We start from the raw sequence: 13,192 nt of genomic DNA on the forward strand, positions 1-13,192 counted from the left end.
TATGAACAGATTTATAATTGTTGATGGTCTTCCATATCTATATGCAGATGGTAAAGCGTATGCTGTTAGATGGAATGAAGAAGGATTTACTGTAGGGGCTGAAGTTGAAATCGCAGAAGCCCCTACAAATATTTATTCAGAGTTGTCTATCTTGGCAAAATGTGCTGGTAATCTGAACAGCATCGATCAGGAAGACCAGCATAGCGAACCAGAAGCAGAAGATGCAATTCAGGAAGACCAGCATAGCGAACCAGAAGCAGAAGATGCAATTCAGGAAGACCAGCATAGCGAACCAGAAGCAGAAGATGCAATTCAGGAAGACCAGCATAGCGAACCAGAAGCAGAAGAATTCAATAAGATGAAGATTTCAGAACTGAAATCGTATGCTGAAGAAAATGGTATTGATCTTGGTGAAGCTAAAACAAAGGTTGAGATTATCAAAGCCATCAAAGCAGTTGAATAGGCGGTGATGGCATGTTGATGACAATTGAAGAATTGAAAAATATCATTCAGACCAATGAACCCGATGAAATATTAGCGATGCGATTGAACGCCTTGGAAATGACCATCAGGCGGTACACCAATAATAATTTTCAGAAACGTGGATTCAGAGTGAGAGCTGACATCAGAGCAGGTGTTTTCGTGTCAGAATCATTGATTCCTTTTAACGTAGGGGACACCATCATGGTGTCGGAATCAGATCTGCAGAGCGACTGCCTTGCGGCGGTCATAGAGGTCAATGACCTGACATTTCAGACAGACGCTGACTGGGCAGATGATGATTCTGTACTGGTCACAAAGGTTGAATACCCTGCAGATGTGAAGCTGGGTGCAGCAAAGATTATTCAGTGGCAGATTAGAAACGAATCAGCAAATAGCGGAAATACTGAAATGAAGGATATTCAAAGCGAAACGCTTTCCCGTTATTCTGTTACATATGCTGCTGATTCGACAGAGGCGGATTTAGCAGTAGACGCAGGAATGGGAGTGCCGAAGAAGCTGATGTCGTTCCTAAAACTTTATAAGAAAGCAAGGTTCTAGGAGGTGTGGCTCTGTGATTGGTGGAAATAACGTGGGACAGATCCAAATCAGGAAGACCACAAAGAATAGTATTGGTGAGCAGGTCGAAAGCTGGTCAGGTGTAAAAGAAATAAATGGCTGGCTTGATCTTATGGCGGGTGAAGCGGAGCGGCTAAACTTTAACCAAAAGATACAAGAAAGTACCCATGTTTTTCTGGCGGATTATACAGCTATTCCAGATGTCGTGACAGCTGAGAATAGCAGGCTTGTGTGCGATGGAAAGGTCTATGACATTACTTTGATTGATGATCCAATGGAACGCCATCGGCAGCTGGAAATATACCTGAAATATACAGGAGGACAAGTCTGTGACAGTTGAATTTAAGGACAATAGTATAGCTGTAAAGGAGGCATTACAGAAGACATCAATTTCTTTTTTGAATGAAGTATCAGGTGAAATCATGGCTCAAACGATGAGAAATACACCAGTAGACACAGGACAGCTTAAAGCCTCTTGGGATTATGAAGTCGATGAAAAGAGTCTGAGATCAGTAATCGGCAGCCCTCTTGAGAATGCCATCTGGAATGAGTTTGGAACAGGTGAATATGCTCTAAACGGAGATGGCAGAAAAGGGGGATGGTTTTACGAAGACGAAGAAGGTAAAGGTCATTTTACTCATGGTAAACAACCGAAACGATCGATGTGGACAGCATTCCAATCACTCAAGGGTAAAATAATCAAGTACGCTGAAGAAGTTTTTTCATCGGGAATGAGGTGATTATGCTTGAAACTTTAAACAAAGATATGGAAGCACTTGGCATTAATTATGCTTTTATGGAATGGTGTGCCAATCCAGTTTATCCTTACTTTGTCGGCGAGTATGCAGAAGATGATCCGCTTACAGAAGATGGAGCGATGGAAAGCACATTCATTTTAACAGGTTTTACCCGTAGATCATGGGGAGATTTGGAGAATGTCAAGAATGAAATTCTAAGTTATTACGGAACTACAGGAAAAACAGTCATCACTGATGAAGGGTCAGCGGTGGCTATTTTTTATGCAGGGAGTCAGCCTGTCCCAACAGGCGATGCAGAACTTAAAAAAATACAGATTAACTTAAAGGTAAAAGAATGGAAGGTGATTTAAGAATGGCTGATTGGAGTGAATTTAAGGTTTCTGGCGTTACAGCAGATACACCTAAAAACATCTGGCTTGGAGCAGGCACGCTGTATAGAGGGCTAAAATATGACAGTGAAACATCAAAGTGGAGCGGTGAAATCATCGGTGCTACTTCTGGCGGCACGAAGTTATCTATTGTGCCTGAGATTTTGGATGTAGAAGTAGATGGCGTGCTGGTAAAGGCGAAGGGGCTGGCTCATAAGATTGGTGAGACTGCAACAATCGAAACAAACATGGTGGAAATGTCCACAGATTGGATCAAGTCAACCATCATCGGTGAATCGGGAACAAGCGAAGATGCACGCTTTGACCTGATTGAATCTAAAGCGCACATCGACGAATCGAATTACATTGAAAACTTCGGATTTGTGGGTTTCATGACAGATGGCAGACCTGTCGTGATCATATTTGATTATGCACTGTGCACAAGCGGTCTGGAAGCTGAGGGAAAGAATAAGGAGAATTCTGTATTTCCTGCAACATTTGAGTGCTATGCAAACTTGGCTGAAGGCATGACAGACACACTGCCATATCATATTTATATGGCTAAGGCTGCACCGACAGTATAAGGTGGTGCTGCAAATGGAATGCAGAGTAAAAACGGCGTTCTATGATAAGTACAATGGGCAGTTTCATGATGATGGAACTGCCTATTTCTGTACAGCAGAACGTTTCTCAGAAATACAGAATCAGGGCGATTTTCTGGACACAGTAGAACCAGAGCCAGAAATAGAAGAGAAGCCAGCTAAAAAGCGGCTGAAGGAATAGAAAGGAATTTGAACAATGGAAACAACAAACTTACATGTAGTACAGACTGACGAAGAAAAAGCATACACACTAAGAGCATTGGAAGCAAGAGATGTATTTTTGATGTCTAAAATCATCAGCACCATCGGTATCAACGAGTTCAAAGATGTTGTGCAGTCTGATGCGATTAAAAACGCAATATCTGGTAAAGATGTGACTGACGATGTAGTAACATCCGTAGGAGTTACTGTGATGCTGGACTTTGCAAATGTCATTCTGGGGAATCTGCCAAAATGCGAAAAGGATATTTACGCATTTTTGTCAGGGCTGTCTGGAATTGACAAGAAACAAATTGAATCCATGCCGATGAATGCATTCATGGGCATGGTTATTGATGTAATCCAGAAAGAGGAATTCAAGGATTTTATCGGGGTTGTTTCAAAATTGTTCAAATAGACAGCGGCAAGTTCTGGGATTTGCTATATCAACGGTATAGCAATCCCTTGGAATTGCTGCAGCAGATGCTAATGACAGGGCAGCTGTGTGATTTCATTTGCAATTTTGTGAAAATCAGAAACGAAGAGTTGAACGAGAAAACGCAATGGGAGTACTACCTACATAAGGTTTACAGTATGTCGTTTGATGATTTCGTTAAAAGCTGCAGTGGCGCAGCACCGTCAGAAGAAGCAGACATGGATAAGATTGAAACAACGATAAAAAATTCTCAATCTATACTGGAATCCTTCAGTTTGTAAAGGAGGAAACCAATGGAACTATTTCAGTTGTTCGGAACAATCGCAATAAATAATTCGATTGCGAACAAGGAAATTGATGAAACGACAGATAAGGCCGAAAAATCCAGCAGTAAGATTGGAACGGCTTTTAAAAAAATAGGCACTTTGACTGTCAAGGCTATGGCGGCAGCTACAACGGCGGCAGCCACAGGTATAGCAGCAATCACCAAAGCGGCAGTATCAGGCTTTGGCGATTATGAACAGCTGGTTGGCGGCGTAGAAACGCTGTTTAAGGATAGCGCAGGCAAGGTGCAAGCATACGCAGACAATGCGTATAAAACAGCTGGACTGTCTGCAAATAAATACATGGAGACAGTAACCAGCTTTTCAGCATCGCTGCTGCAAGGTCTGGGCGGCGATACGGCAAAGGCAGCTGAAGTGGCTGACCTTGCAATTACTGACATGGCCGATAATGCCAACAAAATGGGTACAAGCATGGAATCCATACAGGATGCATACCAAGGTTTTGCGAAGCAGAACTATACCATGCTTGACAACCTGAAACTTGGTTATGGCGGCACACAGACTGAAATGATACGCCTGATCAATGATTCAGGAATCTTAGAAGAGAAGATTGGCAGTCTGGATAATGTCACATTCGACCAGATGATTCTGGCTATTCATGAGGTGCAGAATAATCTGGGCATTACGGGCACAACTGCACTTGAAGCCAGTACAACCATCCAGGGCTCCATAGCAAGTGCAAAGGGCGCATGGGAGAATTTCTTAGTTGGTCTTGCTGCTGGCGATCAGGACATGAAGCAGCTGACCAAAAATCTGGGCGACAGTCTTTTGACCGTGGGTGACAATCTGATACCACGTATCCAGACCACGCTTGAAAGTATTGGAACGCTGATTGAAACAATTGTACCGCCTATGCTTCAGAAGCTGCCGTCAATGTTGATGCAGATTTTGCCAAGTCTGTTATCATCAGCAGTATCAATGGTTAAGTCTATTGGCTCAACGTTGCTGACGGCTTTGCAGAATAATCTGCCGCAGATAATGCAGTCAGGTGCAGATATGATCAACAAGTTGGGCGAGGGAATCAAAAATAACTTGCCGAACTTAATCAACAATGCGCTTGATATCATTTTAAATCTCACAACCTCGCTTCGGGATAATGCACCACAGTTGATACAGTCAGGTCTGAATTTAATTGTAAATCTGGCCAAAGGGTTAATGGACAGCTTGCCATCATTGATTGCGAAAGTGCCTACAATCGTCAGCAATATTGCAGGTATCATCAACGATAATGCACCGAAACTGTTGGTAACGGCGGGCAAATTGATTTTGACTTTGGCTAAAGGTTTGATTCAGGCGATTCCAACGCTGGTATCCAATATACCAAAGATCATCAAGGCGGTTGTGGATGCTTTTCTTGCCTTCAATTGGCTAAGCATGGGCAAAAGTCTGATAACGAAAATCAAAAATGGATTTGTTGGAGAGAACCCAGTAATTGCTAAAGCGGCAAAGAAAGTGCTTGAAACAATTGTCAATGCAATCAAAGCACTGCCACAAAGGTTATTTAATCTTGGTAAGCAGGCAATCCGTAAACTGGCAACAATCATCAAGCATACTGCTGATTTAAAAACCGCCGCAAATGCGATTGTAACGGAAATCGCTGGTGTTATCGGAAAACTACCAGCGAAGATGCTATCAATCGGAAAAAACCTTGTTAAGGGCCTATGGAATGGCATAGGAAATGCGAAGGACTGGATCATCAGCAAGGTTAAAGGATTTGGAAAAGGCATTCTTGATGGTTTGAAATCATTTTTTGGAATTCACTCACCTTCTAAGGTCATGGAAGACCAAGTAGGTAAAAACCTTGCTTTAGGTGTTATCAATGGAATGACAAAAGAAGAAGCCAATGTATACAAGATGTCAAAGAAGAGTCTTGGCGAAAGCATTGGAAAGGGTCTTGTCGCGGGCGTGATGAACTCCAAAGAAAATGCGAAGAAATCGGCAAGTCAGGTGGCAAGCGCCGTTATCAAGGCGGCGAAAGAAAAACTGTCCAACTATAAGACATATCATGATGTTAGTCTGAAAGATGAAATGCTTTACTGGGATAACATCAGGAAACAATGCAAGAAGGGCACTAAGGCAAGAATAGCGGCAGATCAAGAGTACATTAAAGCAAAGAAAAAGCTGGTCAAAGCAGCGGCAGAGTTAGATCAGAAGCTGCTTGAAAAAGCTGAAAAACGCCTTGATAAGTACAAAACATATAATGATATGTCCATCAAGGACGAGATGGCCTACTGGGATAACATCAGGAAACAATGTACAAAAGGTACTGACGCAAGATTAGAAGCTGACAAGAAGTATTATGAAGCCCATGAAAGCTACATGGAGCAGCTGGCAGAGGCGGAAAAGACCTACGCTGATGCAGTTGAATCCGCAAATCAGAAGATCGTCGACAGAACCAAGGAAATTTTAAGCGCATTCAGCCTGTTTGATGAATTTAAGCAGGAAGTTGACGAGGAGAACCCTTTGACGGGCGACAAACTGATTAACAATCTGCAGTCACAGGTAGATACTTTAGCCGAATATGAAACAAACATATCTGCGCTTAAGGATAAAATCGGTGATACTGATTTATTTGAGGCAATACAGGATATGGGCATTAGCAGCCTGCAGCAGGTTAAAGCAATCAACAGCATGACCGAGGATCAACTGCAAAAGTATGTCGATTTATACAACCAGCGGCAACAGAAAGCAAAAGATCAGGCGACTGAGGAACTTGGTGATGAAGTACTGGCTGATATCGAAGCAGCGATGAACAACTATCAGCAGACACTGGACAACATGCAGACAACAACCAAAAAGAAGTTTTCCAGCATTTCAAAGACGATTAAGGAACAAACTTCAGCTGCAGCAGAAGCAACTGTTGAAACCTTGAAAACCATGATGGACAGCTTCACGGATAAGACTGGCGGCATGTCTGACACTGTTTCAGAGAAGTTTAGTCAGATTCTTAGCAGTATCCAGAACAAAATGGGCAGCGCCGTGAAGTCCGTCAAGAAGTCTGTTGAAGAAATGCAGGCAGCATTAGCTTCCGTAAATGGGGCGGATGATGTTACAGTTGAAACAACAGTAACAGGCGGAGGCAAGGTAGCAAAGCATGCGGTTGGGGGTATTTTGACAGAACCAACGATATTTGGCTACAGTCCAAAATCTGGCACCTATCATCTTGGCGGAGAGGCAGGAGCAGAAGCGATTGCACCGATAGATGTATTATTGGGATATATTCGTCAGGCGGTAGCGGAACAAAATGGCGAACTGGTAGCAATTCTGAAAGCAATTCTGCAGGCTATTTTAGACAAAGATACGACTGTTTACCTGAACAGCAAAGAGATAAGCAAGGCTGTGAACAAAGATTTGGGGGTGATTTATTAAATGGCTAGTAAATTCTACCTGATGAATGAAAAAGGCGTCAGAAAAGGCATGAACAGCGCCGAGGACGGTTTCTTTACACAGCCCAGCGGCTTTGGGATGAAGTACGATGCTGCGTATCTCAAAGTCGGAGATTTATGGATTAATGACAACATGGAACTGGCGCAGCCTGAATTATCAGGCACGCTGGTTTTTCCAAAAAGAATGTACAACGCATTTCAGGATTTTATCGCATTTGTAAACGCTGCGAAATCACTGACGCTGATTTATGAGCCATCAGGCGTTGGCGTAGAGTATTTTGCCGATGTGGATTTAGTGAGCATCGAAAAAGGCGGCTATAACATGCGGCAACAATTTCAAGTGCCGCTTGCATTCAAATGTAAGTCGCTGTTTTATACAGAGGAAAAGTTTGAATACCACATCCAGCGAGCAGAACGGGAAGTGCGATGGGATTTCAAATGGGAAACCCGATTCAATGATTTGAATTATGTTTATTTTTCATTCCATAATGATGGTCATGTTAAAAGCCCATTTGCAGTATCTTTTACAGGTTACTGCACGAAACCCATTTTAATGGTATATCAGAACAATAAGCTGGTGCATCAGGTGCAATTCAATATCACCCTTCAGTCTGATGAAAAATTGACCTTCAGCACTTTTGACAACGACCTATTTATTGAAGTGAATGGCGAAGATCGAAAAGATTGTCTTGACTTCACAAATGATAACTTTTTCAAACTGCCACAGGGAAATTGCGATATTTACTTCAGATCCAAGACAGGGCGTATGAATAACATTGTGATGAATCTTGAAAAGTACTACAAGGGGGTGTAATGATGATTGCGAATATCATATCACGCCAGTCCTATACCCTTTCCGATACTCTTACAGTTGTGCAGTACAGTACTTCTTGCGATTCTGATTACGGCGGGAAAAGTCAGATCGTGTTGGCACGCAAACCGACTGCCTCTGAAGATGATTTCGTGCTGCTGAATGATGGCGGAATAGTATTCCAAGGCATTATCAGTGCAATTGAAAATGAAAAAGGGCACAACAACTATACTGTGACGCTTGTAGAAATGCAGACTTTATTTGATCAGAAGATAATTCTGACAGATGAATCACTTTTACAAACAGGGATTGAAGACTTCATTGCTGCGCAGATCAGAAGAAATTGGATTGAGAATGAAGACCAGCTGGTCAACATTGACTATCTAAATGTTACTCCTAAAACACATACGCCAATTGCCGCAAAGGTGGATGTGGAAGAAGGCGGAATCTATAATCTGTGCACCTACATTGGCAATGCGCTGACAAATTACGGGATTTTTGTAGATTTTGAGTTCGACAGCGAACACCTAGAAATAACAATCGAAAAGAGAGAACAAACCCCGCTGCTGATTGATACAGGAATACCGCAGGTGATTAACTTGACTGAGCAGATTGAAGTGAAAGCATTAACAAAGCTGACGGTAGTATGGCAAAAAACAGTGAATGAGGTTGTAACAGAGACGATTAGACATTTCTACTTACGGACGGATCGAACCATCACGGAAAACATGAAAGATCCTGAGCGAGCAAAAGGAACAACGGATGTCATCGTATCTAAGGCAGAAGATGAAACTACAATGATTCAGGAAGCAAGGGATAAATTCACAGGAAACAGCTACAGCCATAAGATTGAATTTGACCTAGTTCTTTCATCTAATAAGCTGGTGAGTGCTGCGGATATCTATGTTGGTCATAAATGCACTGTAAAAACCGCCAGCGGCATTAAGGAATCAATCATCACAGCAACAGAGCGTGCCAATAGCAGCGCAGTGATCAGCGTGAAACTTGGAAATCTAAAAGTTACGCTGATTGAAAAATTGAAGGGAGTTGAGAAGAAAAAATGATCAGAGGAATCACTTTTTCAGAGCAGACATTTTATTCTGCCGACTTTGCGCATTTTCAAAATGTGTTCCTGAATAGGAATAGTGGAATCACAAAGGGGTGTACCTTGGTTTCAGGTTCTGATAAGGTAACGATAAATCAAGGCTATTTTATTGTCTACGGACGGATGATGAACGTTGAAGAGGCTGAAATTATTGACAGCGCCAAGTTCTCAAATGGATATAACCGTATTGTGTACGAGATCGATTTATCGAAGGAAAATACAATCACGGAATTTAAGCAAGGCTATATTAGAGTGCTGACGACGACTGATCTTGTGCAGCAGGATTTGGATGCTGGCGGAAAAGTCTATCAGTTCCCATTTTGCAGCTTCCAATGGGATGGAACGCAGATTTCAAATTTTGTAGGTGAAGCACCTTCGATTGTATTCGATAATATCTACTCACAGGTCCTGGCCAATTATAATGTGTTTAAAACCGCATTTGAGAATTACTTTGACACACAAAAGAATGCATTGCACGAGTGGGTAGAGGAACAAGAAGAAACTGTAAACGGGCTTGTTGCGGATTTGGAAAATTCTGCTGGCAGAGTGCTGGGCAGTATTTTTTTCACTGACAAAGTATTAACTGCTGCAGACTTTACACCAGATTCGACCTATGACGGCTATCCGTATAAAGCAGAAATTACAGTTGATGGTATTACGGCTGATTTTGTGTCCGATGTGAATTTTGCACCGAGTGAAGCAGATGCAGGGCTGTTTTCGACAGTTACAAAAACAGATGCGGGGAAAATCATTGTATACGCAAAAGAAATCCCCGAATCAGACATTACAATCCCGACAATCGAGTGCAGGACAGGGAATTATAGTACGAAGGTGGTATAATCATGATAGGAAGAACAAATTCTGCGGGCGGCGGTGGAAAGTTTGAAATAGTGAACGGGCAAGAAGAGTCTTTAATTTCATTAGAAGATATTGAAAAAAACACATTTGTTGAATCAGTCAATTACGTGCCAAGCACAGATTCTTTTAACGGTACGGTTTACAGTTACAGCTTCACAACGATTACCGATGATATTATGTTAGGGATTAGAAACGAATCGAGCAGCTCACATTACTACATAACCGCGACACTTTATAAACGCGATTTTGCAACGAAAAATACTGCTTCAAAAATATACAATTTAGGAGTGTATTCTGGAACATATACGAGAAATATCGTTTTTGTTCAAAGGATGTCTGACGATATTTTTGTAATTATGTGTAATGGAATATATTATACTATAAAAGTGAATATAAATGCATTCACAATAAGTTTAATTGAATCTGATGTATCTTATGCTGGCATCTATCCCAACGCAAATATCAAGGGCGCTGTATCGCTTGAAGGAAACAAGGTTCTGTGTGTCGATTCTGGACAGTATAGTGCATATGCTTTAAAAGTTATCTTGCTGCAAATGAACCTTGTCAATGATACTGTAACTGTAAGCTTATTAGATTCATTCACGTCTGTTAATACTGGAAGTACCGAAGTTACAAGGCAATCAGTCAAAGCCGTTGGAAATAATGTTTTCGTTTTAGATGGGGATTCAGGGTATTCGGCAATGTACGGAACCCATTACAAAATTACATCTGACAATAAGATTGAAAAGATAGGGACCAGAACGCTGATATCTAATGTAACATATTGTGCATTATACGATGAAAGCCTATATAAGATGAGAGATGATTGTTTTCTTGCTGTTGGTTATAATTCATCCATTAAGGTATCACTTACGAATACGGGATTTGATTTTAAGCCAGCAGAATCTGTACTTGTTAGCGATTTAACTTCAGGCGGTGGGTCAAAAGTTGCTCTTTTTCAGATAGGTGACATAGATATGTTCATTAAAGCTATAAATACAAGTTCACCTTATTACGCCTATGTATACATCGGAGAAGTAACCTATGAAAAGACAGAATTGACACAGCGCCTGCAACTAAATAATGCGAACGATATTCAAAAAAACATTGGCTCTTCAGGTGCCTATGTGCATATTGATGATAGGAGCGTATATTTAGTTACAATCGTAAACACAGGAAGCAGTTATAACAAAGGAATGTTCGGGCAATGGATTACTCATTTATACGACAAATGTATAAAGAAAGCAGAAACGACGGTTTATGGCATATTAACGGAGCAAGCACAGAAAGATGTACTGTCACAAAAAAAGTATAAAGTTATCGCACTCAAAACCAACGAATAGGGGGCAAATATATGCATTTAATTGTAAGTAAAAATAATAAAGCAATAATCGCTGTTGGAGAACATTTGATTGTTCAGGAAAATTCCTATCCATTTTTAGAAGACACACAAACAGCATATCCTGATTTTATGGTTGATGTTTTTGAAACGAACAAGATACCAGAGGATTATGCAGTAGACAAATATTGCTATGCACCAGATCAAGGATTTTACAAAAATCCTGATTACGTAGAGCCTAATAAATATGGCGTGCCAGATGAAACCGTACAGGCAATCAAAGATGACACTATTCTGGATCTGATTGAATTGGGGGTACTGTAAAATGACAAAGGAAGCATACATTGCATCGCTGGATAGACTGCTGGCAGCAGGACGAATCACAGAAGAAAAATATGATGAACTCATTGCTAAAGTAGCATAGAGAATTACCGTACGGCAGGAAATTAATCCTGCCGTTTTTCTTGTTTTTTGATATAATGGATCTGAGGTGATAAAATGAGAATCCTAAAAAGAAAAGGGATTAGTCTCACAGATGAAGAGGCTGTGCAGTTTGTAAAAGGTGAATTGCAAAATGGGAATTTGGATATTTCTATAATTAATGATAGTGTCGTAATAGAGCCAGTCGGCTTGTGTCATGTGGAAGGATTACCCGATAGTGATTATGATATAATTGATTTGAATAAATAAACGGCGTAATCAAGTGAGTGTATTCCATATTGGACTACATTTTTGACTACATTTTTTATGAATTCTGTCGAAATTAGCTGAAATTAATTGAAATGATTTGAACTGTTTAGATTGTCATAAAATGTTGAAATTTGAACACTGGTGAAATAATTTGAACGCTGTTGGAATGGCAAAAAGTAGAGTTCGATTCTCCTCATCTCCACCAGACATGCAGGAGCTGTCGCACAGTTGACTAAAAAGTTGACTGGAGCCACGGCTCCTTTCGTTTTGTAATTGCTTTCGCGGCTTAGGAAAATTTCATCGGAATCAAAAAAGCAACACAAAACTAAGGATACATTTAAACCCTTGATTTATGTTTCTTTATCTATGTAATTTTGTCAATACAGTGCAAGTGTGTCCTCACAGTTCCACGCTGAATTTTGTTATGAAGCTTTTCAATATTATGGGAAATTGCCAGAAGCACACACTCTGCCTATAACTTTTATCTAATTGCACAAGCTCTGAATGTATCTATGCTCGATTTAGTGTGGCTCTATAAACTTTTTAGGGGTTTGATCTTTGAGGGGGTCTAAACTTAATGGGGGGGTAGCCGGGAAAATAGGTATAGAATCAAGCTGAATCATGTAGGCTTGACTCTATACTTTTTCTTTTGCAGAATCATTTTAATGTAGCACTTAACAGATATGTCAAAGTTGTTTATGATTTCCTGACGCCATTTTTTAATAGTCCTGCCAATAGAATTAAATTCAGGGATATTGAATGTATACAAATCCTCCAGGAAACAATCAAGCGTTTCTGCGACATTCTTAGAAGTAGCTCTTTGTTTAATTGTAGGTAGGTATCTTTCAGCATGTAGGCAATTTCCAATTCAGGATTTAAAGAAAGCATTGTGTTTACCAGATATGTTGCATGCTGATATTTTTACTTTTTTAAAATTTGGGATTGATTTGTGATGCTACATGTGTTAAAATTTTTACAAAGATATATAGGTTACGGGTTAGACATGGGAGGTGCCTTATGAAACCTTTGAGATGTAGTCGATATATGGCATCCATCAATTTTAGTTTCTTTTTTACATGTGAATATAAATATTTATGTTAGCGTGGGTGAAGTTATTACCCATGCTTTTTTTATGAGAGGGGTTCAAGCATAGAATAAAGAGTGATGAGTATAGAATATTCACCATTAATCTATGATTAAAATTTCTTGCTTAATTTGTTTTGCTTGATTGAAATGGA

At 40.5% G+C, this 13,192-nt stretch carries 15 protein-coding genes; all 15 read left to right on the forward strand.

Annotation, left to right across the window (positions count from 1 at the left end; translation table 11 throughout):
- Position 1 precedes the first annotated feature (1 nt).
- The 15 genes from ACPW7J_RS02205 (at position 2) to ACPW7J_RS02275 (ending at position 11,954) form a co-directional block, all read left to right on the forward strand.
- Positions 2–463 (forward strand): hypothetical protein, encoded by a 462-nt coding sequence (locus ACPW7J_RS02205; RefSeq protein ID WP_425756242.1) that lies wholly within the window; start codon positions 2–4, stop codon positions 461–463.
- A gap of 11 nt (positions 464–474) precedes the next feature.
- Positions 475–1,041: a hypothetical protein gene (locus tag ACPW7J_RS02210; protein WP_425756243.1), complete on the forward strand. Its 567-nt coding sequence runs from the start codon at positions 475–477 to the stop codon at positions 1,039–1,041.
- A 13-nt stretch (positions 1,042–1,054) separates the two neighbouring features.
- Positions 1,055–1,399, forward strand: a complete 345-nt coding sequence (locus ACPW7J_RS02215; protein ID WP_425756245.1) for a phage head completion protein — start codon at positions 1,055–1,057, stop codon at positions 1,397–1,399.
- Entirely contained in the window at positions 1,389–1,799 is a 411-nt protein-coding gene (locus ACPW7J_RS02220; RefSeq protein ID WP_425756247.1) for an HK97 gp10 family phage protein, read from the forward strand. The genes ACPW7J_RS02215 and ACPW7J_RS02220 overlap by 11 nt, the downstream gene beginning before the upstream one ends.
- A gap of 2 nt (positions 1,800–1,801) precedes the next feature.
- Positions 1,802–2,167, forward strand: a complete 366-nt coding sequence (locus ACPW7J_RS02225; RefSeq protein ID WP_425756249.1) for a hypothetical protein — start codon at positions 1,802–1,804, stop codon at positions 2,165–2,167.
- Positions 2,168–2,169: 2 nt separating this feature from the next.
- A complete protein-coding gene (locus tag ACPW7J_RS02230; RefSeq protein WP_425756251.1) occupies positions 2,170–2,769 on the forward strand; it encodes a hypothetical protein in 600 nt (199 codons plus the stop codon).
- A gap of 13 nt (positions 2,770–2,782) precedes the next feature.
- A complete protein-coding gene (locus tag ACPW7J_RS02235; protein ID WP_425756252.1) occupies positions 2,783–2,968 on the forward strand; it encodes a hypothetical protein in 186 nt (61 codons plus the stop codon).
- A 15-nt stretch (positions 2,969–2,983) separates the two neighbouring features.
- Complete coding sequence (locus ACPW7J_RS02240) at positions 2,984–3,403, forward strand: hypothetical protein (RefSeq protein WP_425756254.1); 420 nt, start codon at positions 2,984–2,986, stop codon at positions 3,401–3,403.
- 311 nt (positions 3,404–3,714) lie between these two features.
- Positions 3,715–7,134, forward strand: coding sequence for a hypothetical protein (locus tag ACPW7J_RS02245; RefSeq protein ID WP_425756256.1), 3,420 nt, complete (start codon positions 3,715–3,717; stop codon positions 7,132–7,134).
- Positions 7,135–7,965 (forward strand): phage distal tail protein domain-containing protein, encoded by an 831-nt coding sequence (locus ACPW7J_RS02250; protein ID WP_425756258.1) that lies wholly within the window; start codon positions 7,135–7,137, stop codon positions 7,963–7,965.
- Entirely contained in the window at positions 7,965–9,026 is a 1,062-nt protein-coding gene (locus ACPW7J_RS02255) for a hypothetical protein (protein ID WP_425756260.1), read from the forward strand. Before ACPW7J_RS02250 ends, ACPW7J_RS02255 begins: the two co-directional genes overlap by 1 nt.
- Positions 9,023–9,907, forward strand: coding sequence for a hypothetical protein (locus tag ACPW7J_RS02260; protein ID WP_425756262.1), 885 nt, complete (start codon positions 9,023–9,025; stop codon positions 9,905–9,907). Before ACPW7J_RS02255 ends, ACPW7J_RS02260 begins: the two co-directional genes overlap by 4 nt.
- 2 nt (positions 9,908–9,909) lie before the next feature.
- The gene (locus tag ACPW7J_RS02265) at positions 9,910–11,268 is read left to right on the forward strand and encodes a hypothetical protein (RefSeq protein ID WP_425756264.1); all 1,359 of its coding nucleotides are present in this window, start codon (positions 9,910–9,912) and stop codon (positions 11,266–11,268) included.
- A gap of 11 nt (positions 11,269–11,279) precedes the next feature.
- Entirely contained in the window at positions 11,280–11,588 is a 309-nt protein-coding gene (locus ACPW7J_RS02270) for a hypothetical protein (RefSeq protein ID WP_425756266.1), read from the forward strand.
- A 174-nt stretch (positions 11,589–11,762) separates the two neighbouring features.
- Positions 11,763–11,954 (forward strand): hypothetical protein, encoded by a 192-nt coding sequence (locus ACPW7J_RS02275; RefSeq protein ID WP_425756268.1) that lies wholly within the window; start codon positions 11,763–11,765, stop codon positions 11,952–11,954.
- The last annotated feature ends 1,238 nt before the right edge of the window (positions 11,955–13,192 follow it).

Source organism: Ihubacter sp. rT4E-8 (assembly GCF_049852125.1).
Taxonomy (GTDB): domain Bacteria; phylum Bacillota; class Clostridia; order Peptostreptococcales; family Anaerovoracaceae; genus Senimuribacter.